This is a genomic window from Salinarimonas ramus (assembly GCF_014645695.1).
In the GTDB taxonomy this organism is placed as follows: Bacteria; Pseudomonadota; Alphaproteobacteria; order Rhizobiales; family Beijerinckiaceae; genus Salinarimonas; species Salinarimonas ramus.
On record NZ_BMMF01000017.1, the window covers coordinates 1 to 14,562 of the forward strand.

14 protein-coding genes and 2 pseudogenes are annotated in these 14,562 nt (G+C 71.6%); 3 read left to right on the forward strand and 13 right to left on the reverse strand.

Going from position 1 to position 14,562, the window contains the following annotated elements:
- The coding region (locus tag IEX89_RS22375) for a DUF4214 domain-containing protein (protein WP_188915508.1) at window positions 1–472 on the forward strand (472 nt) is incomplete at its 5' end.
- Window positions 473–1,065: 593 nt separating this feature from the next.
- Here IEX89_RS22375 and IEX89_RS22380 read toward each other — a convergent pair.
- The 3 genes and pseudogenes from IEX89_RS22380 to IEX89_RS22390 form a co-directional block, all read right to left on the reverse strand.
- Window positions 1,066–1,344, reverse strand: a pseudogene (locus tag IEX89_RS22380) (transposase); the annotation flags it as partial.
- Window positions 1,345–1,365: 21 nt separating this feature from the next.
- Window positions 1,366–2,313: pseudogene (locus IEX89_RS22385) on the reverse strand (threonine/serine dehydratase); the annotation flags it as partial.
- Between the two features lie 93 nt (window positions 2,314–2,406).
- Window positions 2,407–3,165, reverse strand: coding sequence for a DUF429 domain-containing protein (locus tag IEX89_RS22390; protein WP_188915509.1), 759 nt, complete (start codon window positions 3,163–3,165; stop codon window positions 2,407–2,409).
- A 201-nt stretch (window positions 3,166–3,366) separates the two neighbouring features.
- Here IEX89_RS22390 and IEX89_RS22395 point away from each other — a divergent pair, with 201 nt between their 5' ends.
- On the forward strand, window positions 3,367–5,058 hold the full coding sequence (locus IEX89_RS22395; RefSeq protein ID WP_244645654.1) for a heparinase II/III family protein: 1,692 nt from the start codon (window positions 3,367–3,369) through the stop codon (window positions 5,056–5,058).
- Between the two features lie 23 nt (window positions 5,059–5,081).
- Here IEX89_RS22395 and IEX89_RS22400 read toward each other — a convergent pair whose 3' ends face one another.
- A complete protein-coding gene (locus IEX89_RS22400) occupies window positions 5,082–5,957 on the reverse strand; it encodes an NmrA family NAD(P)-binding protein (protein WP_188915511.1) in 876 nt (291 codons plus the stop codon).
- Between the two features lie 100 nt (window positions 5,958–6,057).
- Here IEX89_RS22400 and IEX89_RS22405 point away from each other — a divergent pair, with 100 nt between their 5' ends.
- A complete protein-coding gene (locus IEX89_RS22405; protein WP_188915512.1) occupies window positions 6,058–6,981 on the forward strand; it encodes a LysR substrate-binding domain-containing protein in 924 nt (307 codons plus the stop codon).
- A gap of 7 nt (window positions 6,982–6,988) precedes the next feature.
- On the opposite strand, the gene IEX89_RS22410 is transcribed toward IEX89_RS22405, so the two are convergent.
- The 9 genes from IEX89_RS22410 to IEX89_RS22450 form a co-directional block, all read right to left on the reverse strand.
- Window positions 6,989–8,296: an HlyC/CorC family transporter gene (locus tag IEX89_RS22410; RefSeq protein WP_188915513.1), complete on the reverse strand. Its 1,308-nt coding sequence runs from the start codon at window positions 8,294–8,296 to the stop codon at window positions 6,989–6,991.
- A 27-nt stretch (window positions 8,297–8,323) separates the two neighbouring features.
- The gene (aroB, locus tag IEX89_RS22415) at window positions 8,324–9,487 is read right to left on the reverse strand and encodes a 3-dehydroquinate synthase (RefSeq protein WP_244645655.1); all 1,164 of its coding nucleotides are present in this window, start codon (window positions 9,485–9,487) and stop codon (window positions 8,324–8,326) included.
- Window positions 9,484–10,116: a shikimate kinase gene (locus IEX89_RS22420; protein ID WP_188915514.1), complete on the reverse strand. Its 633-nt coding sequence runs from the start codon at window positions 10,114–10,116 to the stop codon at window positions 9,484–9,486. Before IEX89_RS22420 ends, aroB begins: the two co-directional genes overlap by 4 nt.
- A gap of 58 nt (window positions 10,117–10,174) precedes the next feature.
- A complete protein-coding gene (locus IEX89_RS22425) occupies window positions 10,175–10,582 on the reverse strand; it encodes a type II toxin-antitoxin system VapC family toxin (RefSeq protein WP_188915515.1) in 408 nt (135 codons plus the stop codon).
- Window positions 10,579–10,806 carry a hypothetical protein gene (locus tag IEX89_RS22430; protein WP_188915516.1) on the reverse strand — a complete coding sequence of 76 codons (228 nt, stop codon included), beginning with the start codon at window positions 10,804–10,806 and terminating at the stop codon, window positions 10,579–10,581. Before IEX89_RS22430 ends, IEX89_RS22425 begins: the two co-directional genes overlap by 4 nt.
- A gap of 78 nt (window positions 10,807–10,884) precedes the next feature.
- Entirely contained in the window at window positions 10,885–11,145 is a 261-nt protein-coding gene (locus tag IEX89_RS22435) for a CopG family antitoxin (RefSeq protein WP_188915517.1), read from the reverse strand.
- Window positions 11,146–11,237: 92 nt separating this feature from the next.
- Entirely contained in the window at window positions 11,238–12,380 is a 1,143-nt protein-coding gene (locus IEX89_RS22440; protein ID WP_188915518.1) for an acyl-CoA dehydrogenase family protein, read from the reverse strand.
- A gap of 86 nt (window positions 12,381–12,466) precedes the next feature.
- Entirely contained in the window at window positions 12,467–13,222 is a 756-nt protein-coding gene (locus IEX89_RS22445) for an SDR family NAD(P)-dependent oxidoreductase (protein ID WP_188915519.1), read from the reverse strand.
- 29 nt (window positions 13,223–13,251) lie between these two features.
- Complete coding sequence (locus IEX89_RS22450) at window positions 13,252–14,535, reverse strand: beta-ketoacyl-ACP synthase (RefSeq protein WP_188915520.1); 1,284 nt, start codon at window positions 14,533–14,535, stop codon at window positions 13,252–13,254.
- Between the last annotated feature and the right edge of the window lie 27 nt (window positions 14,536–14,562).

Below are 14,562 nucleotides of genomic sequence, written 5' to 3' on the forward strand. Positions count from 1 at the left end.
CACGGGGCCGGAGGGGTCGGACACGCTCGCCACGATCGAGCGCCTCGTCTTCTCCGACGGCGTCATCGCCTTCGACCTCGCGCCGATCACGGACCCGATCTACCGCCTCTACGCCGCCGCCTTCGGGCGCACGCCGGACCAGGGCGGGTTCGAGTTCTGGATCGACCGGGCGCTGACCGGCCAGGGCACGCTCATCGATTTCGCCCGCTACTTCGTCGTCTCGCCGGAATACACCGCCCTCTACGGCCCGGTGGCGACCCTTCCCGACACCACCTTCGTCGACACGCTCTACCAGAACATCCTCTTCCGCGAGGGCGAGGCGGAGGGCCGCGCCTTCTGGCTCGGCCGCCTGGCCGACGGCATGGAGCGCGCCCACGTGCTCGCCTCCTTCACCGAGAGCCCGGAGAACGTGGCCAACAACGCCGAGGTGCTGGCGCAGGGCGTCCTGCTCAGCGAGGCGACGTTCGGCTGACGAGGAGGAGGCGCCGCGCGGAGGCCACGCGGCGCCTCACTTCGTAAGCCCGAGAAGCTGATGCGAGAAGGAGCTGGCGCCTATGCTCTTGACCTGGCCTGGGGTGGCTCGAGGTCATATCGCGCGCGCTAGACGATCGCGCGTCGATGCCGCATCGCAACCGAGCTTCGTCGGTCCAGCCATGCCCGCACTCAACTCCCGCCTTGCCCGAGCCTCTGCTCGGACCGAAATTCTTCATCGATCGACCGGAGTGGGTGACGAGGATCGCGCCCCCGCTGGTGTGCCTTGCGCCCGATATCGCGTCCAGTCCGGTCGGGTCTCGATCTCGCGCCCACCGCACGCCGAGCAGCGCAGCCGCAGGCCGACGTCGGGCACGTAGATCTCCGCCGGCAAGGCGTCGACATCGACGAGTCTAAATCCCGAGGGCAAGGAAAGATGCCGATCGCGCACCCCTGCGATGCCGAGACTGCGACGCTCGCTGCCTAGCGCCAGAGAACGGATATCGCACTGCTCGCGCCGAAACGATCATGTCCCGAGGCGTGGTGTAGCTGACGCGGTGCCATGGACGATCCTGGGCGTGGCCGGATCGTTCGTCAGGGCTCCATCGCTGGCAGGCTGACGGCGGGATCATCGCTCATGCCGGCGATGGTTTCCAGGGTCATGTATCTCGCGCGCTGGACGGCCCATTCGTCGTTCTGTTCGAGCAGGATTGCGCCGACGAGGCGGACGATGGCGTCCTCGTTGGGGAAGATTCCGACGACGTCGGTCCTGCGTTTGATCTCGCCGTTGACGCGCTCGAGCGGGTTGGTCGAGTGCAGCTTGGCCCGATGCCGCAGCGGGAAGTCCATGTAGGCGAGGACGTCGTGTTNGGCCGGCGTGTCGAGCGTCGCGAGGTCGACGTTCGACCCGCACAGCAGCACGCCCACCCGCTCGCCCGTCGCCGGGCGATAGGCGCCGGACGTCAGCGCGGCGAGCGCCGCCGCACCGCCCGGCTCCGTGGCGATGCGGAAATCCTGCCACAGCAGCGCCCGCGCGGCGAGGATCGCCGCGTCCTCGACGAGCGCGACGTGGTCCACCCGTGCCTTGGCGATCTGCGTGACGAGCGCGCCGGCCGAGCGGGCACCGAGGCTGTCGGCGGCGATCGAGTTCACCTCGACGTCCACGGGCTCCCCGGCGGCGAGCGCGGCATGGAGCGCGCAGGAGCCCTGCGGCTCCACGCCCACCACCTTCACCCGATCGCCGAACCAGGTGGCGATCCCCGCGATCAGCCCGCCGCCGCCGACCGCGACGAGGACGGTGTCGAGCCCGCCCTCGGCATCCTCCTCCCATTCGCGCGCGACCGTGCCTTGCCCGGCGATGGTCGCCTGCGCATCGTAGGCGTGCACGGAGAGGGCCCCGGTCCCCGCGATGTGCACGCCGCAGGCGAACAGCGCGTCCGCGTAGCGCGGCCCGCCGATGCGCACGTCCGCGCCCATGCGCCGGATGATCTCCACCTTCGCCGCCGGCGAGATCTCCGGCACGAAGATCGTCGCCCTGTGCCCGAGCTCGCGGGCGGCATAGGCGACGGCCGCACCGTGATTGCCCCCCGACGCCGCCGCGACGCCGGCCTCGGGCACGGTCTCCGTGAGGAGGTTGTTGAAGGCGCCGCGGGTCTTGAAGGACCCGGCATGCTGCAGGAACTCGAGCTTCAGGCTCACGGGCCCGTCGTGCCCGAAGGCGCCGTCGAGCCGCCAGATCGGGGTTCGCCGGACGTGGGGCGCGATGCGCGCGTGGGCATCGGCGACGTCCTGCGGCGTGACGGGCAAGGAGGGTGTCTCGGGGGCGTTCTCGGGGGCGCTCATGGCTCTCTCCTGTCTTTCCCCCTACCTAGCTTCGCACCTGCGCCCGCGCCAGCGCCCCCGCTGCCCGATCCGCCTGGCCGAATACGCGCCGCCTCACGCCCAGATGGCGACGGGCAGGCCGTGCGCGTCGCGCTCCGGCGGCTCGGGGAACCCCCGCGCCGTGCGCTGCGCGAGGCGCATCGCCACGACGAGGGCTGCGAGGGCGTCGAGGTGATCGTCTGGACCGGATCCGCGCGGGCGCTCGGCGTCGACGAGCGCTGCGGGAATGCCCGCGGCCTCGAGCAGCGCGCGGCGCTGGGCGAGGCCCGGCGGATGAGCGCGGCCCTTCACCTTCTTGGGCGTCTCGAGCGCCCGCTCCCCGTTCATGCGCCAGAAGGCGACCTCGGGATGGACCTCGAAGACGCGGGCGACGTCCTGCGGGCGCGCGCGCAGCAGCGCGTCGATCTCGCGGATCTTGGGGAAGAGCATGAAGCCCTGCTTGGAGACCTTGCGGGGCGGCGTCGAGGTCGCGAGCGCCACCCCGCAGGCCTCGCGGTAATCCGCCGCGTAGACCGCTGCGCGCGAGGGCATCGAGAAGACGCTCGACTGGCGCCCTCCGAGAAGCGGGCGCACCGCCTGCTCCGCGGCGCGTCCCGGCCCGACGATACGCTCCGGCAGGCCGATGGGCATGTCGATCGCGACGAGGCGCGGGGCCTCCGGCGCATCGAGGACAGCGGCCAGGTCCGGCGCGCCGCGCAGGCGCGGCGGCTCGGCGCCGTCGAGGCGCATGAAGGCCACGACCCAGCCGAACGGATAGCCGTCGGCGCCCGCGATCCAGGGGGACGCCGTCTCGCGTGCCTCGCCCGATGCCATCGCCCGATCCCCCGCTCGCCGCGCCCCGATCGCGGGAGGCTGCCACGTATGGTCTTAATCGCCGGTTGCTTCCACGCCTGCGCGGTGGAGAACGGCGAATTCGCCGCAGCTCGGTAACGCCGGATTAACCCTGAACGCGTTCCCTCGATGGAGGGGCCCTCCACGGGGGACGAAGTGACGGAAGCGCCGGATCGTTGGCGATTGACCGGGCTCGCCATGCGCGAAGCCGCGCGCATCCTGCGCGCCGAAGCCGCGAGCCTGATGGGGCTCGGCGGCCTGCGCGCGCGCACGCCCAAGCGTCTCGTCATCGTGCCGCCGGACATGCGCACCTGCGACGCCACCATCGCCGACGACATCTATGCCGGCTACTTCGTCTTCGGAGGCCGCGCGCTCGCCACCGGCGGGCGCTCGCCCTTCGCCCTCGAGCCGCCCTCCGAGGCCTGGGCCGACATCCTCCACGGCTTCTCCTGGCTGCGCCACCTGCGCGCGGCGGACACGGCGCTGGCGCGCGCCAATGCACGCGCCCTCGTCGACGAGTACCTGCGCGAGCAGCACGGGCCGGCGATCCGCAAGCCGTCGGTGGCCGCGCGGCGCGCGATCTCCTTCCTCAGCCAGTCGCCGCTCATCGTCGAGGGCGCCGACCATGTCTTCTATCAGCGCTTCCTGCGCGGGCTCGCCCGCGACCTGCGCACCTGCACCCGTGCGGCGCGCGTCGCCTCGCGCCCGCTGGGACGGCTGCAGGCGGCGATCGCGCTCGCTTATGCGGGCCTGTGCTGCGAGGGGTGCGAGACGCTCGGCCGGGCGGCGACCAAGGTGCTCGCCCGCGAGCTCGACCGGCAGGTGCTCGCCGACGGCGGCCATGTCGGGCGCAATCCCCGCGTCGTCCTCGATCTCCTCCTCGATCTCCTGCCGCTGCGCCAGGTCTATCTCGCCCGCGGGCTCGACCCGCCCGAGGCGCTGGTGCGCGCCATCGACCGCATGCCGCCGATGCTGCGCCTGCTGCGCCACGGCGACGGCACGCTCAGCCATTTCAACGGCGCCGGCTCGACGCCCGTCGATCACCTGACGACGCTGCTCTTCTACGACGAGGCGCGGGCGAGCCCGCTGCAGCGCGGGCTCCTCTCGGGCTACGAGCGCCTGCAGGCGGGACGGCTCGTCCTCGTGGCGGACGTCGGCGCGCCGCCGCCGCCCTTCGTGGCGCATGACGCCACTGCCGGATGCCTGTCCTTCGAGCTGACCTCCGGCGAGGCGCGCGTCGTGGTCAATCTCGGCGCGCCGCGCGAGCGCAGCGACCCGCTGGCGCTGCCCGCGCGGGGGACCGCCGCGCACGCGACGCTCACCCTCGACCGCGCCTCCTCCGCCGCCTTCACGAGCGACGCGCGGGGCCTCTCGAAGCTGCCGGCGGCCTTCCTGGAGAGCCGCTTCGGCACGCTCCTGATCTCCGGCCCCGGCGAGGTGCAGACGAAGCGCCCCGAGCCCCTCGTGCTCGAGGCGCGCCACGACGGCTATGCCAGCGGCTTCGGCGTGCTGCACGAGCGTCGGCTCGTGCTCGGCGCCGCCGGCGATGCGCTCGCGGGCGAGGATCGGCTGCTGCCGGCATCGGGGCGGGCCGCGCGCGGCGTCGGCGCCGTGCCGGCGGCGCTACGCTTCCACCTGCATCCGAGCGTGCGGGCACGACGCGCCCAGGCGGGGCGCGTCGTGCTCCTCGGCCTCTCCAACGGGGAGACCTGGCAGTACGTGCTCGAGACCGACGGCGTCGAGGCACGGCTCGAGGAGAGCCTCTACCTCTCCGCGACGGACGGGGCGCGCAAGGCGAGCCAGATCGTCGTCGCCTTCGATACCGCCGCCGCGCCGGTCATCGCCTGGCGCTTCGAGAAGCTCACCGCCTCCTGAGCCCGGCCGCGCCGTGCCGCGGTTCACGCGGCGGCCGCGGCGCCCCTCCAGCCGCGTGCGGTCTCGGCGATGCCGATGCGCCCGCGTGTCAGCGGCACGTCTCCCGAGAAACGCACGTGCTCGGCGTTGATTCCGTCGTACATGGCCGCGAGGAGACGTGCGCCGTCGGCGCCGAGCCCCGCCTCGCGCAGGATGCCTTCCCACGCCTCCCGCGGCGGCACGACCGGCTGGACGGGGCGCCCGACGATCTCCGCGACGGTGGCGGCGACGGCGCGCGGCGTCTCGTCCCGCGGGCCGGCGAGCTCGACGAGGGCCGGCGCGCGCTCCGCCGTCAGCAGCTCGGCGGCGACGCGGCCGATGTCGGCGGCGGCGACGATGCGCTGGGGCCGGTCGAGATCGGTCAGCATGGTGGGCAGCACGCCCTCGGCGGCGGCGACGCCGAAGACCGGGGCGAAGTTCTCCAGGAAGTACGTGGCGCGCAGGATGGTGAGGGGGACGCCGATGCCGGCGAGGGCCTGCTCGGCGGCGTGGAGGCTCTCGATGACGCCGGTCCCGGTGGGCAGGTGCGCGCCTTCCGAGGACAGGAAGACCAGGCGTGGCAGCGCGGCCGCTTCCGCCGCCTCGCGGATGGCGCGGGCCGTGGCGACGGCGCGCCCGACGAAATCCGTGGCGCCGTAATCCGGCGGGACGAGGGCGTAGGCGCCCTTCGTGCCCTGCATGGCGCGGACGAGATCGCTCGTCCAGGCGACGTCGCCCGACACGAGCTCGACGCCGCGCGCCGCCCAATGGGCCGCCTTCGCGGGGGAGCGCACGAGGGCGCGCACACGCTCGCCCGCGTCGAGCAGGGTGCGCGCCGCGGCGGCGCCGGTATTTCCGGTGATGCCGATGACGAGGAACATGGGGATTTCCTTCTTCGCTGTGGCCCGCTCTCGACGAGCCGATGAGCGAAGGGTAGGAAGGGAGCCTCCATGCGTCCAATGCATCGTTGGTATCCGGATCATGCGCGAGACGAATTTACGCGGGATCGACCTCAACCTCCTGGTCCTGCTCGATCATCTGATCGCCGAGCGTAACGTGACCCGCGCGGCAGCGGCGGCGAACCTGAGCCAGCCGGCCATGAGCCGGGCGCTGGCGCGGTTGCGCGCGCTCCTCGACGATCCGATCCTGGTGCGTGGTGCTGAGGGCCTCGTGCCCACGGCCCGCGCGCGGGCGCTACAGCCGGCGTTGCGGCGGACGCTCGGCGAGGTGCGCGATCTCCTCGCGCCGGAGCGCTTCGATCCCGCCACCTGGCGGGCGCGGGTGACGATCTCCGCCACCGATCACCAGACGATCCTCCTCCTGCCGGAGGTGATCGGGCGGCTCGCCCGCGAGGCGCCGGGGCTCGACATCGACGTCGTGCCCCTGCGCGCCCGCGAGCTCGACGCGCTGCGGGACGGGCGCACGCATCTGAGCTTCGGCGTCGCGGAGGCGCCGCTGCCGCCGGGCCTGCGCCGGCGCACGCTCGGCACGGATCGCTTCGTGACGGTGATGCGCGCCGACCATCCCGCCGCCGCGGGAAGCTGGAGTGCGGCGGACTTCGCCGCCCTCGACCACGTCCTCGTGACGGTGCTCGGGGAAGGCCGCGGCTTTCTCGACGCGCAGCTCGAGCGGCTCGGGCTCGAGCGGCGGCTCGCGCTGCGGCTGCCGCATTTCTACGCGGCGATGGAGGTGGTGGCCCGCTCGGACCGCGTCGTCACCCTGCCGGAGACGCTCGCCCGACGCTTCGCGCCGGGGCTCGGCCTCGCCGTGCGCGCGCCCCCGGTGTCCGAGGTGCGCTTCACGCCGACCCTGGTCTGGCCCGAGGCCTACGACAGCGATCCCGCCATGCGCTGGCTGCGCGAGGTGATCGCGCAGGAGGCGGAGCGGGTGTCGCGCGTCCCCTGAGCGACGATCATTCCGCGGCCGCGGCCGCCTGCGTCCGTCGGGGCTTCAGCAGCTCCAGCGGCGTGATGCGCAAGAGCGTGATGCGGTTCCTCGTCTTGCGCAGCACCTGGAAGCGGAAGCCGTGGAAGGTGAAGGCCTGGCCTGTTTCGGGAATGAGCTGCGCCTCGTGGATGACGAGGCCCGCGATCGTGGTCGCCTCCTCGTCGGGGAGGTTCCATTCCATGACGCGGTTGAGGTCGCGGATCGGGACCGAGCCGTCCACGTTCACCGAGCCGTCGACCTGCACCCGCACGCCCGAGACGGCGACGTCGTGCTCGTCCTTGATGTCGCCGACGATCTCCTCGATGATGTCCTCGAGCGTGACGAGCCCCTGCACCTCGCCGTACTCGTCCACGACGAGGGCGAAGTGCGTCTTCTTGGTGAGGAAGGCCCGCAGCTGGTCGCGCAAGGACGTGCGGTCGGGCACGAACCAGGGCTCGAGCGCGATCTGGTCGATCTTCAGCTTGGAGGCGTCGCCGCCCACGGCATCGAGGGCGCGCAGGAGATCCTTCGCGTGGAGGATGCCGACGATGTTCTCGTGGCGCCCGCGCCAGAGCGGCAGGCGCGTATGGGGCGAGGTGAGGACCTCGCGCACGATCGCGTCCGGCGGCAGGTCCGCGTCGATCATGCGCATGCGCGTGCGGTGGACCATGACGTCCTCCACCGCGAGCTCGCGCAGGTCGAGGAGACCGCCGAGCATGTCGCGCTCGGCCTTGGCGACGCCGCCCTCCTTGTGGAGGAGGTCCACCTGGCCCCGAAGCTCCTCGGTCGCGGAGAGGATGTTGGTGTTCTCGCCGAGCTTGATGCCGAACAGGCTGAGCAGGCCGCGGATGAAGGCCTCGATGGCGAGCGTGATCGGCCCGAACAGGGCGACGATCCACGAGATCGGCTTCGCCACGATGAGCGCGACCTTGTCGGGATAGTTGATCGCCACCGTCTTCGGCAGGATCTCGGAGAACACGATCACGAAGATCGAGACGACGATCGTCGCGTAGACGATGCCGACCTCGCCGAAGATCGAGAGCAGGATGCCCGTGGTCAGCGACGCGGCCAGCGTGTTGACCACGTTGTTGCCGATGAGGATGCCGCCGATCAACCGCTCGCGCGCGGTGAGCAGGCGGTTGACCAGCGTCGCGCGCTTGTCGCCGCCCTTCTCGAGCGCATGCATGCGCGCCCGCGAGGACGCCGTGAGCGCGGTCTCCGATCCGGAGAAGAAGCCGGAGAAGACGAAGCAGGCGAGTACCGCCAGGATCGAGACCCAGATCGAGCCGTCCATGTCATTCCTCGTGAGGTGGTCGTGCCGTCAGCCCGGCATCTGCCCTTCGCCCGCGCATTCGCGCGCGAGGAAGGTGCGCACCGCGGCGACGTCGACGCCTCGTGCGATGAAGCTCTCGCCCACGCCGCGCGCGAGGATGAAGGTCAGCTGTCCCGCCACCACCTTCTTGTCCTGCGCCATGGCGTCGAGCAGGCGCTCCGGATCCGGGGCGAGGCCCGGGAACGCTCCTAATGTGGTGGGCAGCCCCGTCGCGGCAAGGTGGCGCGCCACGCGCTCGGCATCGGCGGGGGCGCACAGGCCGAGGAAGGCCGAGAATCGATAGGCGAGCGCGAGCCCCGCCGCCACCGCCTCGCCGTGGACGAGGATCGCGGGATCGTAATGCGCGAGCCGCTCCAGCGCGTGCGCGAAGGTGTGGCCGAGGTTGAGGAGCGCGCGGTCGCCCTCCTCGCGCTCGTCGCGCGCGACGATCGCCGCCTTGGCGCGGCAGGAATGGGCGACGGCGTGCTCGCGCTCCCGCCCGCCGGCGAGCACGGCCTCGCCGTTCGCCTCGCACCAGGCGAAGAAATCGGCGTCGTCGATGAGCCCGTACTTGACGATCTCGGCATAGCCCGCGCGCAATTCGCGCAGCGGCAGCGTGTCGAGGAGCGCGGTGTCGGCGAGGACGAGGCTCGGCTGGTGGAAGGCGCCGACGAGGTTCTTGCCGTGGACGGAATTGATGCCGGTCTTGCCGCCGACCGAGGAATCCACCTGCGCGAGGAGCGTGGTGGGCACCTGCACGAAGCGCACGCCGCGGCGCACGATCGCCGCCGCGAAGCCGGCGAGATCGCCCACGATGCCGCCGCCCAGCGCCATCACGAGATCCCCGCGCTCGATCCGCGAGGCGAGGATGGCGTCGCAGACCCGCGCGAGGGTGGCGTAGCCCTTCGAGCCCTCGCCGGCGGGAACGGTGATCGTCTCGCAGCGCAGGCCCGCGCTAGCGACGCGCGCGGCGATCGTCTCGCCGTGCAGGCGCGCCACCGTGTCGTCCGTGACGAGGGCGACGGCGCGGGCGCCGAGCGCGGCCGCGCGCGTGCCGATTTCCTCGGAGACGCCGCGGCCGATGAGGATGTCGTAGGCGCGCTCGCCAAGAGCGACGCGGACGGCCTCGCGGGCGGGCGCGTCGGCTGCGGCGTGCGAGGTGATGGCGCTCACGGCGCGTCTCCCGGTCTGGTCGCGAGGTGCGCCTCGAGGGCCGCGACCACGGCCTCGACCACCTCCTCGTGGGCCCCGTCGTGGCTCTCCACCACGACGTCGGCGCTGGCGTAGACCGGATAGCGGCGCTCCATCAAGGTGCGCATCGTGCCTTCCGGGTCGGGATTCTGCAGGAGCGGGCGGTTGGCGCGCTTGCGCACGCGGCGCATGAGGGTCTCGAGATCGGCCTTGAGCCACACCGAGACGCCGAGATCGGCCACGGCCGCGCGGGTGGTCTCGTCCATGAAGGCGCCGCCGCCGGTGGCCAGCACGATGCCGCCCTCGCGCAGGAGCCGATCGATCACGCGCCGCTCGCCGTCGCGGAAATGCGCCTCGCCGTACATCTCGAAGATGTCGGGGATGGTCATCCCCGCGGCTTCCTCGATCTCGTTGTCCGCGTCGCGAAAGGGCATGCCGAGCCGCGCCGCGAGCCGACGGCCCACCGTGCTCTTGCCCGCGCCCATCAGGCCGACGAGGACGAGGGGCCGCCCGGCGAGGCCCTCGCGCACGCGGCCCTCGCGCGTGGGCGCGAACGCGGCGACCCCGCCCCGCCCCTCGTCCACCTCGCTCTGGTCACGCCGCACGCTCATGACGCTTGGATAGCATCGGGGCGGGCGGCTGTCATGCGGGAGGATGGGAGGGGGATGGTCAGCTATCGCTCGAACCAAGAAACCGGAATCGTGCCGAATGCCGGCTGGAGAGCATCTTCCGGGCGAAACGCTGGTCGCTGGTCACGACATGCGTATCCAGCTTGATCGCGAGCGCGAGGTAGATCATGTCGTAGGGTGAATGATCATGCGTGCCGGCGAGGTCCCACGCCAGGGACGACAGCTCTGCGACGGGCACGAACGTGCTGATCATGTCGGCGGTCGTCTCCACAAGGCGAATGGCCTCGTCGAGGCGCATTTGTCGAGAGCGGAGGTACTTGAGTGCGGTATTCTGGACTTCGGGCAGAAACAGATCCGGTGCCGTCGCCTGCGACCCGATCCCGATGATCGGCCCGGTGGTGCCGTCGACGACCCAGCGGACGGCAGCGCTCGCGTCGATGACGATCACCGCTCGTCTCTCGACTCGCGGATCAGGTCCTCGGGTGCGGTCAGTCCAGTAAACGGGCCGCAGCGTCGATGGAATTCCCGGATCCGCTCTGCCTTCTCCTCACCGGTTAGCGGCACGGCGGCCGCCAGCGTCTCACGAACGAGCTCCGCTAGCGGCTTGCCTGCCAGCTTCGCGCGCGTTTCGAGACGCCGTACCAAATCGTCGTCGACCTCGAGCTTCGCCATCCGATTCACCTCGTAAAACGACATGACCTTAGCGAAAGTTGCGCTTCCTGTCATCAGGCAACTTTCATCATCCTCGGCTCAGAGCGTCCGCAAGCCGCGCGCGAGAAGGTCGCGCATGAAATGCTGGTAGGGGATGCCGCGCTTCTCGGCTTCGGCCTTCAGCTCGTCGAGCTGGCGTCGCGGCAGCCGGAGCTCGATCGACGCCTCCGGATCGGCGAGATCGTGGCGCAGCGGCTCCATCCGGCTCCAGTCGTACGCGCTGAGATCCGCTTCGGCGACGAAGGCCTCAGCGGCCTCGTCGCTCGGGAGGGACGGCCAGGGCTTCCTTTGCTCGTTCATCCATCTGCCCGATCGAGGGGGCCGGTGCCCGACCCGGGTTGATCCAGGACGACGCACTAAACCGAGTTGCACCTCCTGTCACCAGGCAACTCTCACCGCCCGATCAGCGCCCGCGCCACGATCACCCGCATGATCTCGTTCGTCCCCTCCAGGATCTGGTGGACGCGCAGGTCGCGCACGATCTTCTCGATGCCGTAATCGGCGAGGTAGCCGTAGCCGCCGTGGATCTGGAGCGCCTCGTTGGCGATGTCGAAGCCGCGGTCGGTGGCGATGCGCTTGGCCATGGCGCAGAGCTTGGTGGCGTCGGGCGCGCCCGCGTCGAGGGCGGCGGCGGCGCGCCAGAGGAAGCTGCGCGAGGCCTCGAGCTCGGTCGCCATGTCGGCGAGCTTGAATTGCAGCGCCTGGAACTCGGCGAGCGAGCGCCCGAAGGCGCGGCGCTCGCGGGCATAGGCGAGGGACTTCTCGAGCGCCGCGTCCGCGCCGCCGAGCGAGCAGGCGCCGATGTTGAGCCGTCCGCCGTCGAGGCCGGCCATGGCGATCTTGAAGCCCATCCCCTCCTCCGAGAGCCGGTTCTCGACGGGCACCCGCGCGCCCTCCAGGATCACCTGGCGGGTCGGCTGGGCGTTCCAGCCCATCTTGCGCTCGTTCGCGCCGAAGGAGAGGCCCGGCGTGTCCTTCTCGATCACGAGCGTCGAGATGCCCCCCGCCCCCTCGTCGCCCGTGCGCACCATCGTCACGTAGAGGTCGGACACGCCGGCGCCGGAGATGAACTGCTTGACGCCGTCCACCACGTAATGATCGCCCTCGCGCCGGGCCCGCGTCTTGAGCGCGGCGGCGTCCGAGCCGGCGCCGGGCTCGGTGAGGCAATAGCTCGCGAGGCTCTCCATCATCACGAGCCCCGGCAGCCAGCGCCGACGCTGGGCGTCCGAGCCGTAGCGGTCGATCATCCAGGCGGCCATGTTGTGGATCGAGACGTAGGCGGACACGGTGGGGCAGCCGGTGGCGAGCGCCTCGAAGATCAGCGCGGCCTCGAGCCGCCCCAGCCCCGAGCCGCCGACGTCCTCCGCGATGTAGACGCCGCCCATGCCGAGCTCGGCCGCCTCGCGCATCACGTCGACGGGAAAGTGCTTCTCCTCGTCCCAGCGCACGGCGTCCGGCGCGAGCTTCTCGGCGGCGAAGGCACGGGCCATGTCGCGGATGGCGACATGGTCCTCGGAGAGGGAGAAGGGGGTCATGACCGGACCTCGACGACACGTTCGGGGTCGCGGAGGCTATCAGGTCGCGCGCGCCCGCTCCAGCCGGCGGCGGCCGGCGCCGCGCGTCAGCGGTGGATGCCGAGCATGGCGGTGAGGCCGCCGTCGATGGGGATCGTGGCGCCGGTAACGTAGGCCGCGGGCGGCGTCATCAGGAAGGCGGCGAGGCCCGCGACTTCCTCCGGCTGGCAGAAGCGCCCGGCGGGGATCTGCTTCTCCATGCTCTCGCGATAGGGCGCGTAGGGCGCCAGCATCTCGGTGTCGACGAAGCCCGGCGCGATGACGTTGACGGTCACCCCGCGCTTGGCCGTCTCCATGGCGAGCGTGCGGGCATAGGCCGCGAGCGCGCCCTTGGTGGCGGCATAGGCGGCGTTGCCGGCGTTCGCCTGGATCGCCGCCACCGAGCCGATGGCGACGATGCGCCCGGCGCGCGCGCGCAGCATCGGGCGCATCAAGGCCTTGCAGAGCCGCGTGAAGGCGAAGAAATTCACCTGCATGGCGGCCTCGGCCTTGTCCTGCGCCATCATGGCGGCGAGGGCGTCGTAGCTCTGGCCGGCATTGTGGACGAAGCCGAGGAAGCTCTCGCCCTCGATCGCCCCGCAGAACGCCTCGACCGCCTCCTTGTCGGCGAGGTCGAGAAGACGCGGCTCGATCGTGGAACCGGGATTGGCCGCGGCGACGTCCTCGGCGAGCGCCCTCGCCTCGTCGGCGGAGGAGCGGTAGGTGAACACGACGTCGTGCCCGCCCGCCGCCATGGCACGCACGATCGCCGCACCGACGCCCTTGGCGCCGCCGGTGACGAGGATGCGGGTCCGCTCGGTCATGTTCGTGCTCCTCGATCGCCGCGAATGCGTCAGCCCGGCTCGGCCGAGAGGACGAGGCAGGTGTTCTGGCCGCCGAAGCCGAAGGAGTTCGACAGGACGCGGGTCACCCGCGCCTCGCGCGCCGTGTTCGGCACGACGTCGAGCGGGATCGCCGGGTCCGGGACGTGGTAGTTGATGGTCGGCGGGATGACGCCCTCGCGAATCGTCATCAGCGAGAACACCGCCTCCACCGCGCCAGCCGCCGTGAGCGTGTGGCCGATCATCGACTTGTTGGAGGAGATCGGCACGCTCTGCATGCGCTCGCCGATCACCGCCATGAGTCCCATCGCCTCCATCTTGTCGTTCTCGGGCGTGCCGGTGCCGTGGGCGTTGACGTAGTCGATCGCCTCCGGGCCGATGCCGGCATCCTCCAGCGCCGCCGCGATCGCCGCGATGACCGGCGCGCCGTCGGGCGAGGAGCGGGTGCGGTGGAAGCCGTCGCCCTTCTCGCCGGCGCCGATGACGTAGCCCAGGATCTCGGCGCCCCGGGCATGGGCGTGCTCCGCGCTCTCGAGCACGAGGGCGGCCGCGCCCTCGCCCATGACGAAGCCGTCGCGGTTCTTCGAGAAGGGCTTGGCCGCCTCCTCCGGCACGGCGTTCTGGGTCGACAGCGCCGAGAGCAGCGAGAAGCGGATCAGCGCCTCTGCATGGACCGAGCCGTCGGTGCCGATGCACAGGGCGGCCGGCGCCTCGCCCCGGCGGATCGCCTCGATGCCGAGCTGGATCGCGGTCGCACCCGACGAGCAGGCCGTCGAGAGCGAGATCGGCGAGCCCTTCGTGCCGAAGCGATCGGCCAGGTGGTCGGCCACCGTGCCGAACAGGAAGAGGTCGTGCCACGCGGCGAAATCACCGGTCTGCGCCGCCGCCAGGAGGTCGGCATAGGTGACGTCGCCCGCCTGGCCCGAGGCCTCGGCGAGGGCGCGGCGCTGCGGCCACTCGATCTCGACGGGGGGAACGGCGACGAAGAGCGCGCCGGGGAAGTCGCCCGCGGGCAGGCCGGATTGCGCGACGGCCTCGCTCGCGGCCGTCGTCGCCAGGCGCTCGGAGAGCTTCGGCGCGCAGAAATCCTCCGCCCCCTCGAAGTCGACGGTGCCGGCGATCGTGGTGCGCAGGCCCTCGACGGGGAAGCGGCTGATGCGGTGGATGCCCGATCGGCCGGAGGTGAGCGCGGCCCAGTTCGCCGCCTTGCCCTCGCCGAGCGAGGTGATCACGCCCATGCCGGTGACGGCGACGAGGGGGCGCCCGAAACGGTCGGTATAGGTCGGCTCGGCCATAGCTCGCCTCGTTCGCTCTGTAATCGC

Excerpts from the sequence above, each read along its gene's own strand:
- IEX89_RS22390 (WP_188915509.1), bottom strand. The coding sequence starts at position 3,165 with ATGGCATCGGGCGAGGCACGCGAGACGGCGTCCCCCTGGATCGCGGGC.
- IEX89_RS22420 (WP_188915514.1), bottom strand. The coding sequence starts at position 10,116 with ATGAGCGTGCGGCGTGACCAGAGCGAGGTGGACGAGGGGCGGGGCGGG.
- IEX89_RS22430 (WP_188915516.1), bottom strand. The coding sequence starts at position 10,806 with ATGGCGAAGCTCGAGGTCGACGACGATTTGGTACGGCGTCTCGAAACG.
- IEX89_RS22450 (WP_188915520.1), bottom strand. The coding sequence starts at position 14,535 with ATGGCCGAGCCGACCTATACCGACCGTTTCGGGCGCCCCCTCGTCGCC.
- IEX89_RS22410 (WP_188915513.1), bottom strand. The coding sequence starts at position 8,296 with ATGGACGGCTCGATCTGGGTCTCGATCCTGGCGGTACTCGCCTGCTTC.
- IEX89_RS22435 (WP_188915517.1), bottom strand. The coding sequence starts at position 11,145 with ATGAACGAGCAAAGGAAGCCCTGGCCGTCCCTCCCGAGCGACGAGGCC.
- IEX89_RS22440 (WP_188915518.1), bottom strand. The coding sequence starts at position 12,380 with ATGACCCCCTTCTCCCTCTCCGAGGACCATGTCGCCATCCGCGACATG.
- IEX89_RS22445 (WP_188915519.1), bottom strand. The coding sequence starts at position 13,222 with ATGACCGAGCGGACCCGCATCCTCGTCACCGGCGGCGCCAAGGGCGTC.
- IEX89_RS22405 (WP_188915512.1), top strand. The coding sequence starts at position 6,058 with ATGCGCGAGACGAATTTACGCGGGATCGACCTCAACCTCCTGGTCCTG.
- IEX89_RS22400 (WP_188915511.1), bottom strand. The coding sequence starts at position 5,957 with ATGTTCCTCGTCATCGGCATCACCGGAAATACCGGCGCCGCCGCGGCG.